Origin of the sequence: Rhodococcus sp. IC4_135, assembly GCF_011602025.1 — a bacterium.
Lineage (GTDB): Bacteria > Actinomycetota > Actinomycetes > Mycobacteriales > Mycobacteriaceae > Rhodococcus_F > Rhodococcus_F baikonurensis.
This window is the reverse complement of sequence record NZ_JAAOLG010000003.1, coordinates 403,157-423,724: the sequence shown is the minus strand read 5'-3', so window position 1 is coordinate 423,724 and position 20,568 is coordinate 403,157. Positions and strand designations below refer to the sequence as shown.

18 protein-coding genes are annotated in these 20,568 nt (G+C 62.7%); 11 read left to right on the top strand and 7 right to left on the bottom strand.

Annotated features, from left to right (window positions below; translation table 11 throughout):
• Positions 1-31 precede the first annotated feature (31 nt).
• From G8767_RS10070 to G8767_RS10035, 8 genes are all read left to right on the top strand, one after another.
• A complete protein-coding gene (locus G8767_RS10070) occupies positions 32-1,471 on the top strand; it encodes a solute carrier family 23 protein (RefSeq protein ID WP_166810050.1) in 1,440 nt (479 codons plus the stop codon).
• 89 nt (positions 1,472-1,560) lie between these two features.
• On the top strand, positions 1,561-2,463 hold the full coding sequence (locus G8767_RS10065; RefSeq protein ID WP_095971642.1) for an FAD binding domain-containing protein: 903 nt from the start codon (positions 1,561-1,563) through the stop codon (positions 2,461-2,463).
• Between the two features lie 2 nt (positions 2,464-2,465).
• Positions 2,466-3,110 (top strand): (2Fe-2S)-binding protein, encoded by a 645-nt coding sequence (locus G8767_RS10060; protein ID WP_029256750.1) that lies wholly within the window; start codon positions 2,466-2,468, stop codon positions 3,108-3,110.
• Positions 3,107-5,629 carry an aerobic carbon-monoxide dehydrogenase large subunit gene (cutA, locus tag G8767_RS10055; protein WP_166810049.1) on the top strand — a complete coding sequence of 841 codons (2,523 nt, stop codon included), beginning with the start codon at positions 3,107-3,109 and terminating at the stop codon, positions 5,627-5,629. Before G8767_RS10060 ends, cutA begins: the two co-directional genes overlap by 4 nt.
• Positions 5,626-6,297 carry a carbon monoxide dehydrogenase subunit G gene (locus G8767_RS10050; protein WP_166810048.1) on the top strand — a complete coding sequence of 224 codons (672 nt, stop codon included), beginning with the start codon at positions 5,626-5,628 and terminating at the stop codon, positions 6,295-6,297. Before cutA ends, G8767_RS10050 begins: the two co-directional genes overlap by 4 nt.
• Positions 6,298-6,578: 281 nt before the next feature.
• Positions 6,579-8,678 (top strand): hydantoinase/oxoprolinase family protein, encoded by a 2,100-nt coding sequence (locus G8767_RS10045; protein WP_166810047.1) that lies wholly within the window; start codon positions 6,579-6,581, stop codon positions 8,676-8,678.
• Positions 8,678-10,618 carry a hydantoinase B/oxoprolinase family protein gene (locus G8767_RS10040; protein ID WP_166810046.1) on the top strand — a complete coding sequence of 647 codons (1,941 nt, stop codon included), beginning with the start codon at positions 8,678-8,680 and terminating at the stop codon, positions 10,616-10,618. Before G8767_RS10045 ends, G8767_RS10040 begins: the two co-directional genes overlap by 1 nt.
• A gap of 14 nt (positions 10,619-10,632) precedes the next feature.
• Positions 10,633-11,466: an NmrA family NAD(P)-binding protein gene (locus G8767_RS10035; RefSeq protein WP_166810045.1), complete on the top strand. Its 834-nt coding sequence runs from the start codon at positions 10,633-10,635 to the stop codon at positions 11,464-11,466.
• Positions 11,467-11,472: 6 nt separating this feature from the next.
• Here G8767_RS10035 and G8767_RS10030 read toward each other — a convergent pair whose 3' ends face one another.
• The 5 genes from G8767_RS10030 to G8767_RS10010 are packed head-to-tail and all read right to left on the bottom strand — an operon-like array spanning position 11,473 to position 15,897.
• Positions 11,473-12,483 carry a YdcF family protein gene (locus G8767_RS10030; protein WP_095971648.1) on the bottom strand — a complete coding sequence of 337 codons (1,011 nt, stop codon included), beginning with the start codon at positions 12,481-12,483 and terminating at the stop codon, positions 11,473-11,475.
• Between the two features lie 25 nt (positions 12,484-12,508).
• On the bottom strand, positions 12,509-13,315 hold the full coding sequence (locus G8767_RS10025) for an ABC transporter ATP-binding protein (protein ID WP_124567288.1): 807 nt from the start codon (positions 13,313-13,315) through the stop codon (positions 12,509-12,511).
• Positions 13,315-14,097 (bottom strand): ABC transporter permease subunit, encoded by a 783-nt coding sequence (locus G8767_RS10020; RefSeq protein WP_206029191.1) that lies wholly within the window; start codon positions 14,095-14,097, stop codon positions 13,315-13,317. Before G8767_RS10020 ends, G8767_RS10025 begins: the two co-directional genes overlap by 1 nt.
• A 2-nt stretch (positions 14,098-14,099) precedes the next feature.
• Positions 14,100-14,882, bottom strand: a complete 783-nt coding sequence (locus G8767_RS10015; RefSeq protein WP_200313044.1) for an ABC transporter permease — start codon at positions 14,880-14,882, stop codon at positions 14,100-14,102.
• Positions 14,883-14,892: 10 nt separating this feature from the next.
• Entirely contained in the window at positions 14,893-15,897 is a 1,005-nt protein-coding gene (locus G8767_RS10010; protein WP_166810042.1) for an ABC transporter substrate-binding protein, read from the bottom strand.
• Between the two features lie 195 nt (positions 15,898-16,092).
• Here G8767_RS10010 and G8767_RS10005 point away from each other — a divergent pair, with 195 nt between their 5' ends.
• Genes G8767_RS10005 through G8767_RS09995 form a run of 3 tightly spaced genes read left to right on the top strand, consistent with a single transcriptional unit; the run spans position 16,093 to position 18,113 of the window.
• Entirely contained in the window at positions 16,093-16,875 is a 783-nt protein-coding gene (locus G8767_RS10005) for a helix-turn-helix domain-containing protein (protein ID WP_095971653.1), read from the top strand.
• Positions 16,872-17,684 (top strand): alpha/beta hydrolase, encoded by an 813-nt coding sequence (locus tag G8767_RS10000; protein WP_095971654.1) that lies wholly within the window; start codon positions 16,872-16,874, stop codon positions 17,682-17,684. Before G8767_RS10005 ends, G8767_RS10000 begins: the two co-directional genes overlap by 4 nt.
• Before the next feature lie 42 nt (positions 17,685-17,726).
• Positions 17,727-18,113: a RidA family protein gene (locus G8767_RS09995; protein ID WP_003946047.1), complete on the top strand. Its 387-nt coding sequence runs from the start codon at positions 17,727-17,729 to the stop codon at positions 18,111-18,113.
• 13 nt (positions 18,114-18,126) lie between these two features.
• On the opposite strand, the gene G8767_RS09990 is transcribed toward G8767_RS09995, so the two are convergent.
• Both G8767_RS09990 and G8767_RS09985 read right to left on the bottom strand, forming a co-directional pair.
• Positions 18,127-19,377: a reverse transcriptase family protein gene (locus tag G8767_RS09990; protein WP_166810041.1), complete on the bottom strand. Its 1,251-nt coding sequence runs from the start codon at positions 19,375-19,377 to the stop codon at positions 18,127-18,129.
• A 240-nt stretch (positions 19,378-19,617) separates the two neighbouring features.
• Positions 19,618-20,559: an ABC transporter substrate-binding protein gene (locus G8767_RS09985; RefSeq protein WP_166810040.1), complete on the bottom strand. Its 942-nt coding sequence runs from the start codon at positions 20,557-20,559 to the stop codon at positions 19,618-19,620.
• Positions 20,560-20,568 lie beyond the last annotated feature (9 nt).

The window sequence follows — 20,568 nt, the reverse complement described above, 5'->3', positions numbered from 1 at the left end:
AACACCTTCCTCCTTCGCGAAAGGTCTCGTCATGCCGATCTGGACGTTGCACGGAGATGGGAAGAACATCGGGCCCGGTGAAGTGGTTGCTCCCGGCGAGCGACTCAGTTGGGCGAGAACCATCGGGTTGGGTGGTCAACATGTCGTGTCGATGTTCGGCGCGACGTTCGTGTTCCCGATCATCATGGGCCTCAATCCTCAACTTGCCGTGATGATGTCGGGATTTTGTACGCTCTTCTTCCTCCTGGTGGTCAAGGGGCACGTCCCCAGTTACCTCGGTACGTCCGCGGCCTTTGTCGGCGGTGTCGCCGCTATTCGTGCCCAGGGCGGAACGACGGCGGAAGTGACCGGTGCGATTCTGGTGTCGGGGTTGGTTCTGGGATTCGTCGGTATCGCCATCCACTTTCTCGGCGGTGGCGTTATCAGTACAGCGCTACCGCCGGTGGTCACCGGCGCAGTGGTGATGTTGATCGGTTTCAACCTGGCGCCGGTTGTCGCGGGGCTGTACTGGCCGCAGGACCAGTGGGTGGCACTGATCGTGATGGTGGCACTGATCGTGATGAGCGTTGCGCTACGCGGTTTCCTGGGACGTATCGCCATTCTGGTCGCGCTGGTTTTCGGTTACATCTTCTCGTGGGTCCTGGACCGGGTCTCCGGTCCGATCACGTCTGCCAGTGGTAGTGGCGCACCCACCGAGCACTTTCGTGTCAACTGGGATTCGGTGCACTCGGCGTCCTGGTTCGGCCTGCCGCCGTTCTCGGACGAAGCCAACGGAATCGTCGGTATTCACGCTCCCTCGTTCAGTCTCACGTTCATCGTCCTGGTCCTTCCCGGTGTCATCGCACTGGTCGCGGAAAACGCCGGCCACGTCAAGGCAGTCGCAGAGATCACGGGCGACGATCTCGACCCGTACATCGGACGCGCAATTGCCGGTGACGGTTTTGCCACCGCCATCGCCAGCGCAGTAGGCGGCTCCCCCACGACGACACACGCCGAGAACATCGGTGTCATGGCAGCGACCCGGGTGTACTCGACCGCCGCGTACGTGATTGCCGGTTTCATCGCGATCCTGCTCGGCTTCTCGCCCAAGTTCGGAGCAGTCATGGCAGCGACGCCCGGCGGCGTTCTCGGCGGAATTCTTGTGGTTCTGTTCGGCATGATCGGTCTGCTCGGCGCCAAGATCTGGAAAGAGAACGGTGTCGACTTCGGGAATCCGCTGAATCTGATGCCGATCGCCGCCGGCCTGATCATCGGTATCGGCGATACGGCTCTGAAGTTCAGTGACACCTTCTCGCTCGGAGGCATCGCGCTCGGCACCATCGTCGTGATCGTGATGTACCACTTCTGCCAGCTCGTAGGGTCCTGGAACCCCGAACTGAACCGGCCCACGTCCGGCCGACGGCCGAGCACGACCCCGGGGGCGAATGCGTCAGATGACGAACGGGAAGAGCCCGTGGCGCAGCTCACGTGATGCCAAGTTGAATGTATGCCAGGTATGACCCGTGACCGTTGTCACATCTGCACAAAACGTGAAGTGACTCATAGAGGCAGGATTGAGTAATGAAACCGTCGCCGCTGACTTATCACCGACCGTCCTCGGTCGAGGACGCGTGCCGAATCCTCTCCGAGGTCTCTCACGAGGGGAAGGTGCTCGCCGGCGGGCAGTCGCTTGTGCCGCTGCTGTCCATGCGCCTCGCCGCCCCCGCCCACATCGTCGACATCGGATCGATCCCGAACCTCGCTTCGGTGACCTCGTCCGAAGACACAGGAGTGCGGTTCCAGGCCTTGGCCACGCACTCGGTGCTGGCGGCTGACGAAGGTGCTCGTCGAGTTCAGCCTCTACTGAACCGTGCTCTGCAGTTGGTAGCGCACCCCACGATCCGTAACCGCGGGACGAGCGTCGGCTCCATCGTCCACGCCGACCCGTCGGCGGAGATGCCGGCAGTCCTGACACTGCTCGGGGGCAGCGTGACCGTCCAGTCGGTGCGTGGCACCCGCGAGATCGCGTCGACGGATCTCTTCGCCGGTCCTCTCGAGTCGAGCCTGGAATCGGACGAGATCGCGGTGTCGGTGTCGGTGCCGGCCGCCGAGCCCGGCGTGGGAACCGCCATCGACGAGATCGCGCGTCGTCACGGTGACTACGCACTGGTCGGCGTCGTTGCGCGTATTCGCGTGGTCGACGGTCTGGTGGCCGAAGCACACATGACGTACGTGTCCGCCGGAGAACTGGGTCAGGTCGTGGACTACACGGACGTGCTGGCGGGGGCGTCGGCGACGGATCAGCGAGACCCGCGATGGCGCACTCTCGGAGAATGCGCCCGCGCGCAGATAGATACCGAGGCAGACATTCACGGGACGGCGGCGTACCGCTCGCAGTTGGTGTCCGCGCTCACGGCGCGGGTCGGCTTCGCGGCGGCAACGGATGCTCTCAGTGAGAACGCAGTACTGGCAGGAAAGTGGTGACAATGTCCAAAAACGATCGCTCCATCGATGATCAACTTGCCGAGTTGGCAGCAGACACCGGTGAGCACCATGTGGCCGTGACGTTCACGCTCAACGAGGTGACGAGCACCGTCGTTCTTCCCTCCCGCACTTTGGCTTCGGATGCCATTCGTCACCACCTCCGTAAGACGGGCACGCACGTCGGTTGTGAACACGGCGTGTGTGGTGCGTGCACCGTGCTGCTCGACGGAAAGCCGGTTCGGTCCTGCCTCGTCCTCGCTGCCAGCCTCGAAGGTCGATCGATCACGACCGTCGAAGGCCTCGTCGAGCCGGACGGTACTTTGCATCCGGTTCAGCAGGCGTTCAAGGATTGTCACGGTTTGCAGTGCGGATTCTGCACACCGGGATTCGTGACGACCATCGCGGCGTTTCTCGAGGAGAACCCCAATCCCACACGTGAGGAAGCAACCGACGCGATCGCGGGAAACCTCTGCCGTTGTACGGGATACCAGAACATCAGGGCGTCGGTTCTGCGCGCAGCCGAGATCAAGCGTGAACGGGCCGGGCAGTTCCCGCTCGGAATCGACGACGCGTCCACTCGGGAGGCGTTGGATCGCAAGGTGCGGGGAACGACGAATCCCGTCGGAGGACGGGCGGGTAAGGCATGAGTACTCCGGTCAAACCAGCAAAGCGTAACGGGGCGAAACACCCCGCTTCCGATCATTCGACGGCCGATCATTCGGTTGCCGACGACGGCAAGTTCTTCGGTAAACCGATTCCGCGCGAGGAAGATACGCGTCTGCTCAGCGGTCAGGGGCGATATCTCGACGATCTGGGCCACAACGCGCTGATCGCGGCATTCGTCAGGTCGCCGCACGCTCATGCGCGAATCATCGACATCGACATCGACCAGGCGCTGGAAGTGCCTGGTGTGCATGCCATCTACACCTACGAAGATCTCCTGGCCGATACGCCGGAAATGGCGGAGAACCTGCCACTGCTCATTCCGCATCCGGGAATCATCGCTCCGCGCAACGGGTATCCCCTCGCGAAGGACGAGGTGAAGCATGTCGGCGAAGCCATCGCCATGGTGGTCGCCGACAACCGGTACATCGCCGAGGACGCTTGCGCGAAGATCGACGTCACCTACGAGGCGCTGAAGCCTGTAGTGGGGATCGACGTCGCTCGCACCGCCGCCAACGCCGTCCACGCCGACGTTCCGGACAACGTCGCCGCCCACCTGCAGCACGGGTTCGGAGATCTGGATGCCGAACTGGCCGCCGCGCCGCACCGACTGACGCTGGATCTCGAAATCGAGCGTTCGGCTTCCATGCCGATGGAGGGCAAGGGTGTCTACGCGCGCTGGGACGGCGACGAGAACACCCTCACGTTCTGGACCTCCACCCAGACCTCCACGTCCGCCCGCGCCGCAATCGCCGCGCGATTGGGGATGGCGCTGAACAAGGTTCACTGCATCGCTCCTGACGTCGGCGGCGGATTCGGCGTCAAGATCGTTCACCCGTGGCCCGAAGAAGTGATGATCACGTGGGCCGCTCGACGCCTCGGCCAGGCCGGTATCTCCTGTGAGGTGAAGTGGGTCGAGGATCGCCGTGAGCACTTCATCTCGAGCGCGCACGAGCGTGGGCAGATCCAGAAGGTCGACATCGGATTCGATGACGAGGGTCGCCTGTTGGCGTTCGACTTCACGTTCTGGCACGACAACGGTGCCTACCTGCCGTACGGGATCATCGTCATGATCAACACCGCGACGCAGGTTCTCGGGCCGTACAAGCCGAAGTCGTTCCGGGTCAACGCCTATTCGCTGTACACCAACACGGTCATCGTGACCCCGTACCGAGGCGCCGGACGTCCGCAGGCCGTGTTCGCGATGGAGCGATCCATGGACGCCATCGCCAAGTACTTGAACAAGGACAAGATCGCGGTGCGGGAGGCGAACTTCATTCGCCCCGAAGACATGCCGTACGACTTCGGCCTGATGTTCCAGGACGGACGCCCGTTGATCTACGACACGGGTGACTACCAGGCAGGCATCGACAAGCTCAAGAAGCTCATCGACTGGGACGGATTTCCCGAGTACCAGAGGAAGGCTCGCGCCGAAGGTCGGTCGGTCGGCATCGGTATCGGTGCGTACGTCGAGGGAACCGGACCCGGACCCTACGAAGGCGCGCACGTAGTGGTCGAGACATCCGGAAAGGTCAAGGCCGCAACAGGCTTGACGACGCAGGGCCAAGGCCACCAGACCGCGTTCGCCCAGATCGTTGCGGACGACCTCGGAGTCAAGGTCTCCGACGTCGAGATCGTCACCGGTGACACCCGCCGGTTCGGTTATGCCGTCGGCACTTTCGCCTCGCGTGGTGCAGTCATGTCTGGTTCGGCCTTCCATGTCGCGGCGCAGATGGTCGCGGAGAAGGCGAAGAAGATCGCATCCGGAATCCTGGATCTGCCGGAAACCGACCTGGAACTCCGGGAAGGCCACGTGTGCAAGATCGGCACCGAGGCCGGCGTGGAGGGTACATCCGTTCCGCTGAGTGTTGTTGCCGTGCTGTCGAACCCGCTACGATATGCATTCGACCGTGAGTCGAAGCTGGCTACCGGTTTCGCCAAGACCGACACGGACATGTCGAAGCCGCCGATTCCCGAGGGTGAGCAGCCCGGCCTGGAAGCCACAGGCTACTACTCGCCGCCCAGTTCCACCTTCGCCTCGGGAGTGCACGCGGCGATCGTCGAAACCGATCCCGTGACAGCCGAGATCACTGTCCGTCGTTACGTCGTCATCCACGACTGCGGAAACGTGATCAACCCCCGCATCGTCGAAGGCCAGGTCATGGGCGCCGTCGCGCAGGGTATCGGCGGCGCACTCTACGAGCGGATCGTCTACGACGAGCACGGCCAGATGCTCAATGCGTCGTACATGGACTTCCTGATGCCGTTCGTCACCGAGATGCCGGATTCGCTCGAGATGGATCACACCGTCACGCCGTCGGGACTCAACCCACTCGGAATGAAGGGCGCCGGTGAAGCCGGTGTGATCCCGACCAGCGCCGTCATCGCGGCCGCCATCGAGGACGCCGAAGGAATCTCGATCACGTCCATGCCCATTTCACCGTCCGAACTGTTCGAACTTCGACTCGCACATGCGGGTTCGTCATCAGAGGAGAATGCATGAGAATCGCCGGCACCGCGCAGCTGACGGCACCTCGCGAAGAGGTCTACGACAAGCTCCAGGACGGTCGTGTACTGGCCGCGACCATTCCCGGTGTGCAGTCGCTCGAGCAGCTCACGGACAATCACTACAAGCTCTCCATCATGGCGGGAGTCGCGTCGATCAAGGGCGTGTACGACGGCGAGGTTGTTCTGTCGCAACAGAATCGGCCGAATTCGTTTGTCATGACGGCTTCGGGGGCTGGTGCTCCCGGCACGGTGAAGGCGGACGTCACGGTCACGTTGACGGAGAACGAGGGTGGCACGCTGCTTTCGTACGACGCCGACGCCGTGGTCGGCGGGATGGTCGGGGGTGTCGGGCAGCGCATGATCACCGGTGTCGCCAAGAAAATGGCGGGGGTGTTCTTCAAGAGCATCGACGGCGTCATTGCCAACGGAATCCCCGAGAAGGTCACTGCCGCCGTGGCGGCGGCCGTACCGGCAGTTGCGGTCGAGGGGGCGCCGGTAGTTTCCGGCGCCGTCACGGCGCCAGCGGTTCTTCCGGCCGGTGTGCCGGCAGCGGGCGGCACCGATGCTCGCACGGTGATGGTCAGCGCCGTCGTCGGTGCGGCGATTGCTTTGTCAGGTGTTGCTATAGGCGGATTCCTGGCCCGTTCTGGGTGTCGCGAGTAGTTCACCGGAGTGTCAGCAGCTGTTTCACGATGAGGGAAACGCCCCGAACCGACCAGGTTCGGGGCGTTTTTCACGTCCGCGTAACCCACATGGGCGCCGGCGAAGATCCGCTCGTGATCGTGCGCCGAACCTTGGTCCCCCGATTCGGCGAATTGTGACAAAGAATCCGCTCTTCCGAACCTGTGGAATAGCACTACACGTCAGGTACGAGCCACTTACCGGCTAGGCCACAACCGTCGATCGGTACCAGACGAGACGAGCCAAAGATCCCAGGAGGAAGCGTGGAACCCAGGAAGATTCGGGTCGGTATCGATACCGGCGGAACGTTCACCGACATCGTGGCAGTGGACGACGAAACCGGCGCCATCGTCACCACCAAGACCCCGTCCACCCCGGCGGACCCCGCCGAGGGCTTTCTCGCCGGTATCGAGAAGGTACTCGCCAAGCTCGGTGAGAGTGGCGACTCGATCGGCGCCGTCAGCCATGGCACGACGGTTGCGACCAACAAGCTGCTCGAAGGCAAGGTCGAGAATCTCGGCTTCATCACCACCGAGGGCTACGAGCACGTTCTCGAAATCGCTCGTCAGTCGGTGCCGGACGGTTACGGCAACTCGTACTTCTGGGTCAAGCCCGAACGCATCGTCCCCGCCGATCGTGTACGCACCGTCGGTGGACGCCTTTCCTTCGACGGCAGCGAGATTCGTCCGCTCGACGAAGAGAGCGTCCGCAGCGCAGCGCAATTCTTCAAGGACCGTGGCATCCGGACCATCGGCGTCTGCCTCATGCACTCGTACGCCGATCCGACGCACGAGGAGCGCGTACGCGACATCCTCTTCGAAGTCTTCCCCGATGCGACGGTGAGCATCTCGAGCCAGGTGCTGCGTGAGTACCGCGAGTACGAGCGGTCCATCACCACACTCGTGGACGCCGCGGTCAAGCCGAACATCCGCAACTACGTGAACAACATCGCGAATCGCCTGCGTGAGTTCTCGACCACCGACGGCGAACCCCGCGACATTCCGTTCTACGTCATGAAGTCCAACGGCGGTGTTCTCTCGGCCAAAGAGGTTGTTCACCAGCCTATTACGACAGTACTTTCGGGACCGGCTGCCGGTGCTCTCGGTGCCGCGCTGATCGCCGATGCGGCCGGCGTCGAGCAGGTATTGACCTGTGACGGCGGTGGAACATCGACGGACGTCACCGTCGTGGTTCGGGGCGAGCCCGCGCTGACCACCGAAGGGCGAGTGGGCAACTACCCGTCGAAGATCCCGATGATCGACGTCGTGACCGTCGGTGCCGGCGGTGGCTCGATCGCGTGGATGACGCCGGAACACACCCTCCGAGTCGGCCCTCAGTCGGCAGGCGCCGATCCCGGCCCGTTGTGCTACGGCAAGGGCGGCAGCGAACCGACCATCACCGACGCGCACGTCCTGCTCGGACGCATCCCACCCCACCTGCTCGGTGGCGAGATCCCTCTCGACACAGAACTGGCACGCAAGGGTCTCGAAGAGCTTGCAACACAGCTCAGTCTGGGCTTCGAGGAGTGTGCGGTCGGCGTCCTCGAGGTCTCGGCATGGAACCAGGCCAACGCCCTGCGTCAGATCACGGTCAAGCGTGGCCTCGACGTTCGTGACTTCACCCTCGTGACGTTCGGCGGCTCCGGCTCCCTGCTCGCCTGCCGTCTCGTCGACATCCTGGGACTGAAAGACGTTCTTGTCCCGCTCAATCCGGGTAACGTCTCCGCGTTCGGTCTGCTGACGGTCGATGTCCGCAACGACTACGTCCAGACGCATGTGAGTCGTCACGACCGGTTGAAGGCAGAAGACCTGCAGAGCCAGTTCGACGCGTTGGCCGGCGAAGCCGAGATCGCGCTCGCCGAAGAAGGATTCGACGAGACGCAGCGCAAGTACTCCCGTACTGCGGATCTACGTTACCTCGGTCAGGCCTTCGAGGTTCGCGTCCCGGTGGCGGAAGGTACCGTCACGGCGCAGATCATGGACGACGCGGCCGAAGCGTTCCACCAGGCGCACCGCGAGCTGTACGGCTACGACTTCCGGGGAGACCCGTCGCAGCACGTCGAGTGGGTCAACCTGCGCGTGAGTGGCATCGGCCCGATCAAGCGTCCGACGCTCAAGGAGATCCCCGCCGGCACCGGCGCCGACTCGGCTCTAACCGGTTCGCGTCAATCGTATTTCGACAGCTGGGTCGAAACGGCTACCTACGACCGCACGCTGCTCGGTGCGGGTGACGTCATCGAAGGACCGGCCGTGATCGAGGAGTTCAGCTCGACTGTCCCGATCCATCCCGGATTCTCGGCACGTATCGACACCTTCGGGAACATTCGTATCTCGAAGTCTTCCGACTCGAACGGAGTGAAGTGATGACCGCCATTCTCGATGCTGCTGCTGCCACCGCGGCCAAGCCGTACCGACTCACCGCTACCGACGGCGCGTCACCTGATCCGATTCTGGTCGAGATCGTCGCCGGTTACCTCGCAAGCGTGGAAATGGAGGTCGAGACCTCCATTTCGCGCACCTCGCGCTCACCGATGATCCGTGACGCTCACGACTTCCGCGCGGGTATTCACGACCGGAACCTCCGCAAGCTCACGGGCCGTTCGTATTCCGCGCTGGTCCATCCGATCGCCCGGGACTTCCCGCTCGAGACGATGAAGCCGGGAGACGTGTACTTCCACAACGACGTCTACCTGTCCGAAGGTGGCATCGGACATCTCCCCGACCTGTGCGTCACGGTGCCTGTCTTCGCCCGCGTCACTCCCGATGCCGAGCCGAAAGTTGTTGCGTTCGTCCAGGCGTTCGGTCACCACGACGACATCGGCGGTTGCTGCCCCGGCTCCATGCCGTCCGGTGCCACCACGGTGTACGAAGAGGGACTGATGGTTCCGCCGATCAAACTGTGGGACCAGGGAGTTCCCAACGAGGCCGCGCTGCGCATCATGACGCGTAACTCCCGCATGCCGGATGCACTCGCCGCTGACCTCGACGCCGAGTGCTCGGCGTGCCTGATGGGTGCGCGTCGACTCACCGAACTCTTCGAGCGATACGGAGTCGACACCGTCGAGTCGTGCTTCGACGCGATGATGGACGCGACCACCGAGACGTACCGCCGCGAGATCCTCAGTAAGATCCCGGTCGGTGAGTACACGTGGGAGGACTACGCCGAGCACGACGGCGTCGACGAGCCGATGCTCCACATTCAGCGCATCACGCTCACGAAGACGAGGCCGGAGGACGAGGGCGGCGAGCGACTCATCCTGGACTTCAACGGAACCGGACCGCAGGCGAAGGGTCCGATCAACCACTGCGGTGACTACGCGGACGGAAACTTCCTCATCAAGTGGTTGGCCCCGATTCTGCGTAACCTCGCGGACACCCCGGAGCGCATGGCCGAACTGGATGTCAACGAGGGCGTCGTACCGCTGATCGAGATGAAGTTCCCCGAGAAGGGAACATTGATCACCCCGATCTTCCCTGCCCCCACCAACGCTCGCACGTTTGTCATCCTCCGTCTGCTCGGAGTGCTGGCCGGCGTCGTCGCCAAGGCTGTGGACGGAAACATGCCTGCTGATCAGGAGACCATCAGGTACACCGGTGTGTACGGCGAGGACTTCGAGGGTCACTCGTACCTCATGCGTGAGGTGCTCGGCGGCGGTTCCGGCGGACGCTACTACGCCGACGGTGAGGACACGATTCACGTCGTTCCCGACTCACGGAACCTGCCGACCGAATTCACCGAGAGCCGTTTCCCCTTCATCGTCGAGAAGCTGGGTCTGGCCATGGATTCCGGCGGAGCCGGACGCTACCGCGGCGGCCTGGGATACGAGAAGCACATCCGCATGCTCAAGGATGCGCACTTCATGTCCATCGCGGACCGTTCGATCCTCGCCTGCTGGGGAGTCAAGGGCGGCAAGGCCGGTCGGCCGTTCTCCGTCGTCCTGGATCCGGGTGGACCGAACGAGCGTGAGTTCGACGCACTGACCGACGCCGAGCCGATCAAGGCCGGCGAGGTCGTACGAATTCGTACCACCGGTGGCGGCGGTTGGGGAGATCCACTGGAGCGCCCGATCGAAGAGGTCTTGCGAGACATGCAGTGGCGCAAGGTTTCCGTCGAAGGTGCACGCGACGACTACGGTGTAGTCGTGATCGACGGTGACGAGCCGTCCGTCGACGAGGCTGCTACCACGGAGCTGCGGGATCAGTTGCGCTCGGAGCGCGGCGAGAACGAACCCTTCTTCGATCGGGGTCCGGGCTACGCGCAGCTTTCCGGTGGCGCCACCTCAGCGGTCTACGACTACGTCTAGGACGGAAAACTCTCATGGAGAACGGAATTGCTCGCGGCGCCGACATCGCGGTGATCGGCGCCGCGGGTAAGACCGGTGAGGCCGTCGTCGCTGCACTGCCGCCGAGCGTGACAGTGCGGCGACTGGTGCGAAAGGCACGAGTCGAGGGCGACTACGAGGTAGAACTCGAAACGGGTAGTGGGTTGCGCAAGGCACTTGCGGGGTGCAGAGGGGTGTACTTCATCGCCCCGAACGTCCATCCCGACGAGCCCGCACTGCTTCGCAATGCGCTGACGGCAGCGGCGTCGGCGGGAGTGGAACATTTTGTCTATCATTCGGTGGCGTGGCCGTTCAGCCCGTCCATGCCGCATCACCTGGACAAAGCCAGGTGTGAGGACGAACTGCATCGTTCGCCCTTGAAATGGACTGTGCTGCAGCCGTGTGCGTACGCGCAGAATTTCGAAGCGGTACTCACGGGTCGATCCGACACCATCGTCCTGCCGTACAGCGCGGACACGAAGTTCTCGTTCGTGAGTTTGTCAGATGTGGCGGCCGTGGCCGCGGTTGTTCTGAGCGAGGGCCCGGGCGAGCATCACGGAGCGACGTACGAAGTGGGCGGCCCGGAATCGCTCAGTGTCATGGAGGTGGCACAGATGGTGGAAAAGCAGACGTCACGTACCGTCGCGATAGATCAGATCAGCGTGGATCGGTGGCGCGAGCAGATCGGCAGTGGTCTGGATGTCAACGCCAGTTCACGATTGGCTGCGATGTTCGAGTTCTACAACCACCACGACTTCCTTGCGGGCAGTGCTGCCGTCGAACTGCTTTTGGGTCGCCGACCGATGGGCGTCGAGAGCCTGATTCGGTGACGCTTGCTACGCGATGCCTCCTGCCGCCCAGACCACCAGCGGTGGCAGGGCGGCGAGGATCAGGCAGACCGTTCCGTTGAGCCACTTGTGCTCCACCGTGACGGCGGCGAACTCGCGCAAGGTCGCGCTCGGCAGGTAGTACCGAGCGGTGTGGGAACCGATGACTTCCGCATCCAGATCGAGGCTCCGGGCAAACGTCGCGGTTCGCAGTATGTGGAAGTTGCTGGTGACCAGAACCATTCGAGGCTTCGTGGTGTTGGCACGGAGAAGGTCCCTGGTGTACTCGAGGTTCTCGAGCGTGGTGGTCGAGCGGTCCTCGAGCATCACGTTCTCACGCGGTATCCCGTGATCGACGAGGTAGACGCACATTGCCTCGGCCTCGCTGACCACCTCGTCCGATCCCTTCCCGCCGCTGACGACCAACAACGGCGAACGTCCCTCGGCCACCTCGGCGCGAAAGACGTCCGCTGCCTTGTCCAGACGGCTGGCCAGCAGGGGCGTCACGTCGGCACCCGAAAGTCCGGCGCCGTGCACCACTATCGCGTCCATCCCGGGCTGGTACTTCTGGCGTCCGTAGACGTAGGAGTAGAGCAGAAAGCTCGTGAACAGAAACCCCAGGTACGACGCGACCAGACTGAACGATCCGAGAACGACTGCGAGCCAGTACCTCTGCGTCAGCAACGCAGATGCGAGCAGCACATAGGGAACGAGCAGTCCGAGACCCGCGACGAGTGAGAGCAGATTCGCGACGCTGAATCCCTCGCGTCGCAGCATCGTGACCCCGTTGACGATCAGGAATCCCGCGAGCAGGAGCACCAGCAACGGTGAGAGCAGAGCGATCGTCGCGATGACAAACGACGGAACCTCGGTTCCCGGCGCACCCGACTGCAGCATCCACAGACCGGTGAAGATCAGTCCGAGAAGTAGATAGACGCCGTTGCTCAGCCTCCGCCGATCCTGCCTGAACCGGTAGCCGCAGAATCCGAGCAGCGCGAGGCCGATGAGGAGAAGGATCACGGAGCCAGCCTAAGCGAGGCGCCCACTACACGGGCGCCACCACCTTCGACTGCTGGATCGCGGACAGAACCCTGGTACGACACTCGATGAACAGTGGGTCCGCCTTGGTGGTCAGTTGGTCCCGAGCACCGATCAACGGAACGTCGACGATGTCCTGCATCAACGCCGGCGTACCGCCGAGGACGACCACTCGATCGGACAGGTACACCGATTCGTCGACGTCGTGGGTGACGAGGAGGACGGTGATGCCAAGATCACGTTGAAGCGTCAGCAGCAGGTCCTCGAGTTCCGCGCGGGTCTGGGCGTCGACCGATGCAAAGGGTTCGTCCATGAGTAGTACCTGCGGCCGATAAGCGAGGGCGCGAGCGATCGCTACCCGCTGCTGCATTCCGCCGGACAACTGCCAGGGGTAGGAACGCGCAGCTCCTTCCAGACCGACGACGGCGAGCGCCTCGGTTACCCTCTCGTTCTGAACCTTGCGTGCCAGGCCGTTGCCCCGCAGCGGCAGGCGGACGTTCTCGCCCACTCGAAGCCAGGGCATCAGTGTGCGTCCGTAATCCTGTGACACGAGCGCAAGAGTGGCGGGCGGAGCGTCGATCGCGATCCCGGCGATGCGGACCTCACCCGTGGTCGGCTTCTGCAAACCGGCGATGCACCGAATCAGGGTGCTCTTGCCGATACCGGAATGTCCGACGATGCAGACGATTTCTCCTGGGGCAACCGAGAGATCGATCCCGCGAAGCACTTCGCGGCCGGTAGGTCCGCCGTAGGTCACCCCGAGGCCGTTCAGTTCGACTGCGGGGGTGGATGCCGCAGATTCTGTGGATGACATCAGTTTCCTTTCACTGCGAGTGCGCCGTGGGTCCGAGGCTGCCATCTGAGCAACCAACGTTCGATCACGCCATAGCCGACGTTGAGCACGTACCCGATGATTCCGAGCAGGAGGATTCCGGACCACATGTCTGCGATGGCAAACGTCTGTTGCGCGACGATCACGAAGTGGCCGATTCCTGCAGTGGAGACGTACATTTCGCTGCCGACCATGATGACGACGCCGATCGCGAGACTGGTACGGATGCCGACCGTTATCTGAGGCATCGCTCCGGGGAGGAGTACCTGCGTGACCAGCAGGGGCGTTCGGATGCGATAGCTGCGCGCCACCAAGCGGATACTCGGGTCGATGGAGCGAATGCCGTCGAGGGTGTTGAGGAGTATCGGCCAGACCGCGCCGAAAGCGATGGCGGCGACGTTGCCCGAGGAACCAGTACCGAAGACGATGAACAGGGCCGGCAGTACAGCGAGTGCGGGTATGGCGCGGAAGAACTGGAGGAACGGATCAGCGATGTCGGCAGCCAGTGGGAACAGAGCAAGAAGCAGACCCGCCCCGATGCCGAGCACCACTGCCACGGTGAGGCCGAAGGCAAGATTGGTCAGGCTGGGTACGACATCTCGAGTAAAGCCTGCACCGAACCAGTTGTCCACAAATGCTTTCCAGATTCGTGACAACGGCGGAAAGTACGGCGACTTACTCGACGCGGATCCGAAGTACCACACGACGACGATCAAGATCGGCAGCCACAACTCCCACGCGAGGAGTCGAATCCCGGACATCATCTTCACGTCGTCATCCTCCTCGGGATGTAATGCCAAGCAAGTAAACGATTCTCGATTGCCATCACAGCGAACGCGAGTAGCATGCCGAGCACTCCGGCGACGACGATGAGTGCAAACATTCGGTCGGGGACGGATTGGCTCAGCAGGATTTCCTTGCCGAGTCCGGGAACCCCGGCGATCAGTTCGGCACCGATGGTCAGTAGCAAACTCAGTGTTGCCGAGATACGAATTCCCGTGAAGATGTAGGGCATCGACGCGGGCGCGACGACGAGAGCGAGTCTGCGCCACAGTGGAAGTCGGAAGGATCGTGCGGTGGCCAGTAGTTCCGGATCGACGTTGCGTACTCCGTGGATGGTCTGGAGCAGAATCGGCCACACGCTCACCGCCACGATCAGCGCAACCGCCATACGTTGCGTCGGGCCCATGATCAACAGAAAGAGGGGAATGATCGCGAGCGGCGGAACGGTCCGGCAGAAGTCGATGACGAAGCGCGAAGAGACTGTCAGGAACGGGTGCGCGGCGAGCAGCAGTCCTGCCGGGATTCCGATCACCAGACACAGCGCCAAGCCGATGGCGGTTGTGGTCAACGTCTGTCCCAATGACGTCCACAGCGAAGAGGTACCGAGTTCGTCGACGAACGCCACTGCCACGTCACTGAACTTCGGAACACCCTTGACATTCTCGTCGCCCAGCATTCCGAAGACCTGCCAGGCGGCTGCCAGCGCGAAGAGCGTCAGCAGCCGTCCGAGCAGTACCTGCCTGCGGCGTGTTTTCGGTGTTGTCAAGGCGGACAACTCAGTTGGCCGGGGTCAGCAAGGATTCGGTATCGACCGACTCCGTCAGAACCCCGTACTTGACCAACAGTTCGATCTCCGTGCCGAGAGTGCCAGGTTCCACTACTGCGACGAACTGAGGATTCTTGCTGTTGGCCAGCATTTCGAGCGGAATCTTGGCTTGTGTCGAGAGTGCAGCCTTGACCGCGCCCGGATTCTGATTGGCGTAGTCGACCGATTTGGCAAGCGCCGTACGGAATTTAGCGAGAGAGTCGGGGTTCGCGTCGACAAACGATTCCGAAGCGACCAGCGAGGTTCCGGGCACGCCGGGTGCGGCCAGGGGGAAGGGGTGGCCGAGGATCTTCAGCCCGGAGTCGGTTGCCTTGCTCAGGAACGGATCGATGAGGAATGCTGCATCGGCTCCGCCAGTGGAAACGAGGTCACCGAGGTTGGGCATGGGCGCTTGGATGAACGAGACCTTGTCGGCTGCTCCGCCGGATTTCTCCACCGCGGCAGAGATGACCGCCTCGCTGACAGACTTCAAACCGCTGATCGCAACGGTTTTGCCTTCGAGGTCACGGAATCCACTGATGGAACTGTCCTTGGCGACAACGAGACCGGATTGGTCGACATCGTCATTCGCGGCAAAATTCGTGAGCCCTCCGACGATGGTGACGGGCATGTTCTGGCTGCGTGCCTGAATTGCGGCAGCGGCAGTCGTGGCTGCCATATCTGCATTTCCGCTGAGCAGCAACGGAATCTGAGCCGAGGAACTGGCTCCGCCCTCGACGAGCTGAATGTCGAGTCCCTCAGCGGTGAAGAATCCCTGCTCCATACCCAGCCAGATCGGTGCGAAGTCCGCGATCGGTTGAGGTGCGATACGAATCGTGGTGGTCTGGGTGCCCCCGTCGTCGGAGGCCGTGGCGTCGCTCGAACAGCCGGTCAGTGCCAAGGCAGCCGTCGCGACCGCTGCCAGGGCAACAACTCTGAACCGTGGTGTCGACCGAAGGGTATGTCCAACCGTCATGTCCGAAAGCCTCTCGCTGGGAAAGATAGGACTTCCTTGCCGGTAATCCGGTGGGAAGGTGAAGACGCTCAAAGAATTCCGTACGCCGGAACGATTGTTGTGACTATAGTAATTTCCTAGGCGAATGCCAAGGGTTTTCCAAGAACACGAGATTTCGGATCGCCGGGTACTCACACGGCACCGGGAGGGGATCGGATGACGAAGGGTTCTGCGTCCGCCGTCGACAAAGCGCTGGATCTACTCGAGGCCATCGCGCGCTCGACCACGCCGATGAAGCTCAGTGAGCTGGCAGAAGAAGTCGGGATGCTCCGCCCGACTGCGCACCGAGTACTCGGAGAACTCGCGAACCGTGGTTGGGTCTTCCGCTACGACGGTCGCTATCTCCCCGGCCCGGCTGCACTGCAGGTTTCTCACGAAGCGGCAGCGCATTCGTTGGCGGCCTTGTGCGATCCGACCATGCGAGTACTGTCCGAGAGCACGGACATGATGGTGAATCTGCAGGTTCTCGAGAGTGGCGGGACTCGGATCATCGCGGCGCTGCGTCCCGAGCGACTCAAGATGATCACTCGGATGCTCGGGGATCTACTTCCGCCGCACCGGTTCGCGGGACCGCTCGCGTTGGTGGCGGCACTCGAGGACAACACCCGGGCGCCTTACCTGGCAATGGTGGAAAAGAGTGGCTATCCACTCGAAGGCCCCACCGGGTTCCTCGCCGACATCGCCGAGACGCAGAAAACCGGATTCGCTGTCGTCCACAAACGATCTCAGGACATCATCGGTTCGGTCTCGCGGGCAGTGTCCTCTCGCAAGGGCTCTCCCCTCTGCGCGTTGACGGTGATCGGTTTCGACACCGACTTCGACGCGAAAACGACGCGCATGGTCGAAGAACACCTGCTGCGGGCGACCGATGAAGTGCAGCAACTCCTTACTGACCACACTTCGGGCAAGCGCCCGTCCGACGCAGGAGAAGAAGGATGATTCCACGGACCGAGGGCTTCATCACCGTCGCAGACGGCGAACGGGTCTGGTACGAGACTGCCGGCGAGGGCCCGGATCTGATTCTCACGCACGGTCTCGGGGGCAATGCCGCGGTCTGGTACCAACAGGTACCGTACTTCGCTCAGCATTATCGGGTAATCAGCTGGGATCAGCGAGGATTCGGCCGGTCTACCAACGAGAACGGCAACCACGGCCCGGTAGCCGCTGTCTCGGATCTGATCGAAATCATGGACCTGCTGGACGTCGATCGAGCGCATGTGGTCGGCCAGTCGATGGGCGGTTGGGCCGCATTGGGAACCGCGATCGCTGTTCCGGACAGAGTGGAGTCGGTAGTCCTGGCCTGCACGACCGGCGGCATTCCCGTCGGCTTCGGTCCGGACAGTGCACCGCCCCTCACCGCGGCGCCCGTCACCGCGCGTCCCCTGGGGGAACATCCCGCGGTGGGCGGACGGTTGCCGAGCTTGGACATGGCTAGGGCATACTTGTACCAAGCCCTCGGCACCTTCGGTCATCGGCCACCTGACACCGAGTTCTTCCGAATTCTCAAGGCCCACAACTACTCGCCGGAAGAGCTTGCCGCGGTGGCGGCACCGGTTCTGTTGATCGCGGGCGAGCTGGACGATCTGATGACACCCGATCGGATTCGCAGCGCCGCCGAATTCCTGCCTCACGCAGAAGTCGTCGAACTTGCCGACCGCGGCCACTCCCCCTACTTCGAGGACCCACACGCGTGGAACGAGTTGGTGGCGCACTTCCTGGCCGATGTGCGCGCCCGTCCAGTGCTCTGAAGCGCCTACTCGTCACGCATATCCCACTTCCGAGGAGATCTAATGGATTCATCTCAGACCGTCGAGTTCATCCCACCCGCTTTCGATACACCGTTCTCCACCGGAGTTCGCGTCGGAGACGTCCTGTATCTGTCGGGTCAGATCGGTATGCTTCCCGACGGGACCTTGGCCGACGGCTTCGAAGCGCAAGCCCGCCAGACCATGGAGAACATCGTGGCTTCGCTGATCGCCTACGGTTCCGGCGTCGAAGCGATCTTCAAATGCACTGTCATGCTTGACGACATGTCACGCTGGCAGGAGTTCAACAAGGTCTATCTCGAGTACTTCCCGGCGTCGAGACTGCCGGCCCGCAGTGCGTTCGGAACAGACGGACTGGCGCTGGGTGCGCACATGGAAGTTGAATGCATGGCGTACACCCCGAGGGTCTGACTGCTCGCGGGCACTAGTCGTCCCAGTCCACACGTTCAGCCAGGCGCAGCAATGTGCGTCGGCGCGTAGTGCTGGTTTCGCCGATGTGCGCGATCCGGCCGTAGATGTGGGCGCGGAAGTGCTCGATTTCCGCTCGATTCTGTTCCTGTGCAGAAGTACTGGCTGCATTGTGCAGCAGAGCGCGCAGGCGATCGTAGTCGTCACGCGGATACGACGGTTGGTCGTTGATCACCAGCCCGGTGAGGTGTTGTCGTCGATGAGGGCGCATCACTTTGGTCTTTCGCGGATGTATGGCAAATCCTTCGTCCTGGGCGATCTGCTTGATCGTCCAGAGGAGGGTGCTGACGTCGGCTATTTCGATTCCGGAGAAGGCGAGGTCGTCGGCGTATCGGGTGTAGGTGAGCCAGTTCGCCTGTGCGAGTGCGCTCGAGCGGATGTCGAATGTGCGCGCGACGAGATTCGCCAGTGCCGGCGAAGTGGGCGCGCCTTGTGGCAGATGCGCGGTGCGTAGCTGTGATGCCTGTGCATAAGGTAGACCGCGCAGAGTATCGGCAGGTGTTGCAACAGTGCACAATCCGGTGAGCACTCCTGCCACGGCGGGTGGGTAACCGAGAGCGGCGAAGACCGCGTGAACACGGTTTCCGGTGATCGACGGGAAGAATTGCATGAGATCCACGCCGATCACGATTTCCGATTGTGCATGCGGCGCTGCAAAAGTCAGTGGACTTCGTCCGCGAACAAACCCATGAGCTGCGTCGTGCGCGGGCACCTGGTCGAGGATGCGGCGCAGAATTTTGCGCTGGATTTCCCGCAACCGGGGTTTGGGTATCTCGAGGAGGCGAGCCCCGGCCTTCTTGCTGATCTGCATCGGCCGGTAGTGGCGCAGTTGCAATGGTTTCGTGCGCAGCCACTCCCCACGGTCGGAGAACCACTCGAGTTCGGAGATCGTCAGATCCAGTGAACGCGCCAGGTCCGCACTGGTGTTGTAGCGCGGGACGTCGAACCGCCACACCGAGGATTCGTTGGTGTCCATCGAGACCGGGACGGGTCGAAGCCGCGGCAGTTCGCGTAGCAATCGGTACAGAGTCTGAGGTTCGAACGGTGGAGCGGGCATGAGATCGAGCACCCGGACGGCCAGCGATGTCGCCGACACACCGTGGACTGTTCCGAACGCCTCCTCGAGTCCACCGAGTGTCCATGGAGCGTCAGCGGCTGCAACTGCCAGACGCCGCGCCAACTCGGGATCGAGCTCGAAGTCACGCATGGATCGAGCCCGAGATGCGGCGGCGTGGGGTGACCAAATCCTTTGTCCGGAGCGGCGGCAAGCACGCGGAGCGTGCCGAGCGCCGGTGGACGCAGTATCCAATTCTTCTGGCCGACCCAGGGGTTGCCCCTGAGACTGGTCGCGTGGACCAACTCTCACCCACGCGCCGCCGCATCTCTTCACAATGGCAGACCGTCCGGTATCTGTCACGTGTGAAGCTGATCTGTCAGGTGTGGGTCATCAGATCGACGAACGATCCGAACCGACGAACTCGCTGATCCACGGCACGACTGCTTCGCGGACGGTGACCGCCTTCGGCAGTAGTCCGTTGCTCAGCAGGAGATCGGCCGCCCGCTGCTGTTCGTCGAGGAACTCGTCGGTGACCGGGTTGACGCCGAAAGGACGTCCGCGCAGTGCAGCTTCCCAGGCCTCGAGGCTTGCGGACCCACCACGCTTCTCGACGTCGTCGACGAAGATCTGCGCGGCTTCGCGGGGATTGGCTTCGATCCACGCATCGGATTCCTGCAGAGCCTCGATGATCGCCTGAAGGGCCTCCGGATTGGTCTCCGCGAAATCGCGCCGGGTGAACCACAGTGAGGGGTGGCTGAAGAGCCCGTCGGTGGCGATCAGCGTGCGCAGCTCGTGGTTCGCTTCGATGTCCGTCAGCCCCGGGTACGCACCTACCCAGGCATCGATGGTGCCGTCGACGAGATCCGCTCCACCACCGCGCACGTCGGTATCGACGGGGACGATGTCGGACCAGGTCAGCCCCGCCTGGTCCAAGGCGAACAACAGAAGTGTGGTCTGCCACGATCCGTGCGCGATGCCGACTCGCTTGCCGCGCAGGTCCTCTACCGTGTTGATCTCGGACTCTGCTTTGACTACCAGGCGCCCGTTCTCCACGCGGGGGCCGGAAATTCCGATGTAGACGAGATCGCGGCCCTGAGCCAATCCGGTGACGGGCGGCGTGAATCCGGTTCCGATCACGTCGTATCCGCCCTCCTCGAACAGCCAGTCCGAGTGCAGGGTCGGCAAGGCGTTCTCCGGGTTGACTGCGGGCTTGGCGGGAAGCTCGCGCAGGTCCACCCACTCGACGTCCGGGAGACGACGTTCGAGGATTCCGGTGTGGCGCAGAACGAACAGTGAATTGTTGTGTGGGAAGTATCCGACGCGAACGGTCATGAGATCTAC

Excerpts from the sequence above, each read along its gene's own strand:
- G8767_RS10070 (WP_166810050.1), top strand. The coding sequence starts at position 32 with ATGCCGATCTGGACGTTGCACGGAGATGGGAAGAACATCGGGCCCGGT.
- G8767_RS10065 (WP_095971642.1), top strand. The coding sequence starts at position 1,561 with ATGAAACCGTCGCCGCTGACTTATCACCGACCGTCCTCGGTCGAGGAC.
- G8767_RS10060 (WP_029256750.1), top strand. The coding sequence starts at position 2,466 with ATGTCCAAAAACGATCGCTCCATCGATGATCAACTTGCCGAGTTGGCA.
- cutA (WP_166810049.1), top strand. The coding sequence starts at position 3,107 with ATGAGTACTCCGGTCAAACCAGCAAAGCGTAACGGGGCGAAACACCCC.
- G8767_RS10050 (WP_166810048.1), top strand. The coding sequence starts at position 5,626 with ATGAGAATCGCCGGCACCGCGCAGCTGACGGCACCTCGCGAAGAGGTC.
- G8767_RS10040 (WP_166810046.1), top strand. The coding sequence starts at position 8,678 with ATGACCGCCATTCTCGATGCTGCTGCTGCCACCGCGGCCAAGCCGTAC.
- G8767_RS10035 (WP_166810045.1), top strand. The coding sequence starts at position 10,633 with ATGGAGAACGGAATTGCTCGCGGCGCCGACATCGCGGTGATCGGCGCC.
- G8767_RS10025 (WP_124567288.1), bottom strand. The coding sequence starts at position 13,315 with ATGTCATCCACAGAATCTGCGGCATCCACCCCCGCAGTCGAACTGAAC.
- G8767_RS10020 (WP_206029191.1), bottom strand. The coding sequence starts at position 14,097 with ATGATGTCCGGGATTCGACTCCTCGCGTGGGAGTTGTGGCTGCCGATC.
- G8767_RS10010 (WP_166810042.1), bottom strand. The coding sequence starts at position 15,897 with ATGACGGTTGGACATACCCTTCGGTCGACACCACGGTTCAGAGTTGTT.
- G8767_RS10005 (WP_095971653.1), top strand. The coding sequence starts at position 16,093 with ATGACGAAGGGTTCTGCGTCCGCCGTCGACAAAGCGCTGGATCTACTC.
- G8767_RS10000 (WP_095971654.1), top strand. The coding sequence starts at position 16,872 with ATGATTCCACGGACCGAGGGCTTCATCACCGTCGCAGACGGCGAACGG.
- G8767_RS09995 (WP_003946047.1), top strand. The coding sequence starts at position 17,727 with ATGGATTCATCTCAGACCGTCGAGTTCATCCCACCCGCTTTCGATACA.
- G8767_RS09990 (WP_166810041.1), bottom strand. The coding sequence starts at position 19,377 with ATGCGTGACTTCGAGCTCGATCCCGAGTTGGCGCGGCGTCTGGCAGTT.
- G8767_RS09985 (WP_166810040.1), bottom strand. The coding sequence starts at position 20,559 with ATGACCGTTCGCGTCGGATACTTCCCACACAACAATTCACTGTTCGTT.